This is a genomic window from Inquilinus sp., assembly GCF_039594555.1.
Lineage (GTDB): Bacteria > Pseudomonadota > Alphaproteobacteria > DSM-16000 > Inquilinaceae > Inquilinus.
The window spans coordinates 1-3,670 of the sequence record NZ_JBCNNF010000551.1 but is presented as its reverse complement, the minus strand read 5'-3'; the positions used below and the strand labels follow the sequence as shown (position 1 = coordinate 3,670).

5 protein-coding genes are annotated in these 3,670 nt (G+C 67.0%); all 5 read left to right on the top strand.

Features of this window, described 5'->3' with window-relative positions:
- The first annotated feature begins 75 nt into the window (after positions 1-75).
- Complete coding sequence (pstC, locus tag ABDW35_RS33785) at positions 76-1,026, top strand: phosphate ABC transporter permease subunit PstC (RefSeq protein WP_343718236.1); 951 nt, start codon at positions 76-78, stop codon at positions 1,024-1,026.
- Between the two features lie 4 nt (positions 1,027-1,030).
- Positions 1,031-1,894 carry a phosphate ABC transporter permease PstA gene (gene pstA / locus ABDW35_RS33780; RefSeq protein ID WP_343718235.1) on the top strand — a complete coding sequence of 288 codons (864 nt, stop codon included), beginning with the start codon at positions 1,031-1,033 and terminating at the stop codon, positions 1,892-1,894.
- Between the two features lie 5 nt (positions 1,895-1,899).
- Positions 1,900-2,727 (top strand): phosphate ABC transporter ATP-binding protein PstB, encoded by an 828-nt coding sequence (gene pstB / locus ABDW35_RS33775; protein ID WP_343718234.1) that lies wholly within the window; start codon positions 1,900-1,902, stop codon positions 2,725-2,727.
- Positions 2,728-2,753: 26 nt separating this feature from the next.
- Positions 2,754-3,485 carry a phosphate signaling complex protein PhoU gene (gene phoU, locus ABDW35_RS33770; protein ID WP_034842970.1) on the top strand — a complete coding sequence of 244 codons (732 nt, stop codon included), beginning with the start codon at positions 2,754-2,756 and terminating at the stop codon, positions 3,483-3,485.
- The coding region (locus ABDW35_RS33765; protein ID WP_343718233.1) for a response regulator at positions 3,482-3,670 on the top strand (189 nt) is incomplete at its 3' end. The genes phoU and ABDW35_RS33765, both read left to right, overlap by 4 nt.

Sequence of the window (3,670 nt, the reverse complement as noted above, 5' to 3'; positions counted from 1 at the left end):
GCGACCGACCGCACGGTGCCGCCTGTTTCCGGGGCAAGGTGATTCATGGTGGACGCGACGTCGCAGAACATCGGAATGCGGATCGGTGCGCAGGTCGCCCGCCGCCAGCGCCTGGCGGACGCGGTTTTCCGCGCGGCCACGCAATCCTTCGCCGTGCTGGTCCTGATCCTGCTGGGCGGCGCGATCGTCTCGCTGACCGTCGGCGCCCTGCCGGCGCTGCAGGCCTTCGGCCCCGGCTTCTTCCTGGACCCGACTTGGCAGCCCCCGAAGGAGATCTTCGGCGGCCTGGCGCCGATCTACGGCACGCTGGTGACCTCGGTGATCGCCATGATCATCGCCGTCCCGGTCAGCTTCGGCATCGCCATCTTCCTGACCGAGCTGTGCCCGCCGATGCTCCGGCGGCCCGTCGGCATCGCCATCGAGCTCCTGGCCGGCATCCCCAGCATCATCTACGGCATCTGGGGCTTCCTGGTGCTGGGCCCGGTGCTGCAGCAGACCATCCTGCCCTTCCTGAAGGCGACGCTGGGCCAGCTGCCCGGCATCGGCTTCCTGTTCTCCGGCGTGATCTACGGCCAGGGCATCTTCACCGCCGGCATCGTCCTCGCGATCATGATCCTGCCCTTCATCACCGCCATCACCCGCGACGTGTTCGAGACGGTGCCGCCCTTGCTCAAGGAATCGGCCTACGGCCTGGGCGCGACGACCTGGGAGGTGATGTGGAAGGTGGTGCTGCCCTACAGCCGCGCCGGCGTGGTCGGCGGCGTCATGCTTGGCCTCGGCCGGGCGCTGGGCGAGACCATGGCCGTCGCCTTCGTCGTCGGCAGCGCCATCAAAATCAACGCGTCGCTGCTGGCCCCGGGCACGACGATCTCCGCGACCATCGCCAACCTGGCCAACTCTAACCCCAGCGAGCTCTTGAACTCGGCGCTGCTGGCGCTGGGCCTGGCGCTGTTCGTCATCACCTTCATCGTCCTGTCGCTGGCCAAGATTCAGCTGATGCGGCTGCAGCGCAAGGCAGGAGGCTAACGCCATGCAGATCGCAACCGCCCGCTACGCCCGCCGCCGGGCGCTCAACGCGACGATGCTAACCATTTCGCTGGGCGCGGCCATCTTCGGCCTGCTCTGGCTGGTCTGGATCCTGGCCACGCTCGTGATCAACGGCGTCGGGTCGCTCAGCCTGACCCTGTTCACGGAATCGACCCCGCCGCCCGGCTCGGACGGGGGCGGCCTGCTGAACGCGATCTACGGCAGCTTCATGATGACGCTGATCGGCACGATCATCGGCACCATCGTCGGGATCATGGCCGGCACCTACCTGGCCGAGTTCGGCAAGACCAGCCGCCTGGCCGAGGTGATCCGCTTCGTCAATGACATCCTGCTCAGCGCCCCGTCGATCGTAATCGGCCTGTTCGTCTACCAGATCCTGGTGGCCGGCCTGTTCGGGCACTATTCGGGCTGGGCCGGGGCGACGGCGCTGGCGATCATCGCCATCCCGGTCGTCACCCGAACCACCGAGGACATGCTGCGGCTGGTGCCGAACAGCCTGCGCGAGGCCGCGTCGGCGCTGGGGTCGCCGCAGTGGAAGGTGGTGACCAATGTCTGCTACCGCGCCGCGCGCAACGGCATCATCACCGGCGTGCTGCTGGCGGTGGCCCGCATCAGCGGCGAGACAGCGCCGCTGCTCTACACCTCGTTCAGCAGCCAGTTCTGGAGCGCCGACCTGTCCCAGGCGATCGCGAACCTGCCGGTGACGATCTACCAGATGACGCTGAACAGCACGGATCCGCGCTCGGTGGAGCTGGCCTGGAGCGGGGCGCTCCTGATCACCGTGACGATCCTCCTTCTCAACATCATCGCCCGGGCGCTCTCCTCGCTCGGCAGCAAGCAGGGCTGACGGCCATGACAGGCAACGGTGCTCAGGTGACGACGCTCGACATCAATGTCGAGCGCCCCAAGGACCTCGGCCGCGACCTTCGCGAGAAGATCTCGGTCCGCAACCTGTCCTTCTTCTACGAAGACCACGAGGCGCTGAAGAAGATCAACCTGCCGCTGTACGAGCGCTGCGTGACCGCCTTCATCGGTCCGTCGGGCTGCGGCAAGTCGACCCTGCTGCGCATCCTGAACCGGATGTACGACCTGTATCCGAAGCAGCGCGCGGTCGGCGAGGTGCTGCTGGACGGCGAGAACATCCTCGGGCCGAAGCAGGACCTGAATCTGCTGCGCGCCCGGGTCGGCATGGTGTTCCAGAAGCCGACGCCGTTCCCGATGTCGATCTACGACAACGTCGCCTTCGGCATCCGGCTCTACGAGAAGCTGGACCAGGCCGAGATGGACAGCCGGATCGAGGCGGCTCTGCGCCGCGCCGCGCTGTGGGACGAGGTCAAGGACAAGCTGCGGAAGAGCGGCACCAGCCTCTCCGGCGGCCAGCAGCAGCGCCTGTGCATCGCCCGCACCATCGCGATGCGGCCGGACGTGCTGCTGCTCGACGAGCCGACCTCGGCGCTCGACCCGATCTCGACCGCCAAGATCGAGGAGCTGATCGACGAACTGAAGACCGACTACACGATCGCGATCGTCACCCACAACATGCAGCAGGCGGCCCGCGCCGCCGACTTCACCGCCTTCATGTATCTTGGCGAGCTGGTCGAGTTCGGCGAGACCTCGGAGCTGTTCACCAGCCCGAAGAATGAGCGGACGCACAGCTACATCACCGGCCGCTTCGGCTGAGCACCGGGTCAGGAAGGGTCCGCGCCATGGCTAACGAACACATCGTCAAATCCTTCGACCAGGAGCTCGAGGCCCTGCGCCGCACCATCGTGCAGATGGGCGGCCTGGCCGAAAGCCAGCTCGAGCTCGCCATCCAGGCGGTGGTGCGCCGCGACGCCGACCTCGCCGGCCGGGTGATGCGCAGCGACGAGCAGATGGACGCGTATGAGAACGCGGTTGACGCCGCGGTGGTCCAGATCCTGGCGCTGCGCCAGCCCTTCGCGGGCGACCTGCGCGAGGTGGTCTCGGCTCTGCGCATCGCCTCGGACCTGGAGCGGATCGGCGATTATGCCGCCAACATCGCCAAGCGGTCCCTGGCCCTGGCCCAGGTGCCGGTGGTCCGCCCGGTGGCGACGCTGCCGCGCATGGGGCGGATGGTGCAGCAGATCATCAAGGACGTGCTCGACGCCTATACCGAGCGCGACCTGGACAAGGCCCTGGCGGCCTGGCGCCAGGACGAGTCGGTCGACGACCTCTACACCAGCCTGTTCCGCGAGACCCTCACCTACATGATGGAGGATCCGCGCAACATCACCCCCTGCACCCATCTGCTGTTCATCGCCAAGAACATCGAGCGGATCGGCGACCACGCCACGAACATCGCCGAGTTGATCCACTTCCAGCTCACGGGCAAGCCGGTGAAGGATGTGCGGCCGAAGGGCGATGCCACCTCCTTCACCGTGGTCACCCCCGAGGCCAAGCCGGAGGACAATGCATGAGAGCCGGCATCCAGCCGCTGGTTCTGGTGGTCGAGGACGAGGTCGATCTCGTCACTCTCCTGACATACAACCTCGAGCGCGAAGGCTTCCGGGTCCTCGCCGCCTATGACGGCGAGGAAGCGCTGCTGCTGGCCAGCGAGCAGCGCCCGGACTTGGTGCTGCTGGACTGGATGCTGCCGCATCTC

What these genes read in the sequence shown, in the direction of transcription:
- pstC (WP_343718236.1), top strand. Translation starts at nt 76, where the DNA reads ATGCGGATCGGTGCGCAGGTCGCCCGCCGCCAGCGCCTGGCGGACGCG.
- pstA (WP_343718235.1), top strand. Translation starts at nt 1,031, where the DNA reads ATGCAGATCGCAACCGCCCGCTACGCCCGCCGCCGGGCGCTCAACGCG.
- pstB (WP_343718234.1), top strand. Translation starts at nt 1,900, where the DNA reads ATGACAGGCAACGGTGCTCAGGTGACGACGCTCGACATCAATGTCGAG.
- phoU (WP_034842970.1), top strand. Translation starts at nt 2,754, where the DNA reads ATGGCTAACGAACACATCGTCAAATCCTTCGACCAGGAGCTCGAGGCC.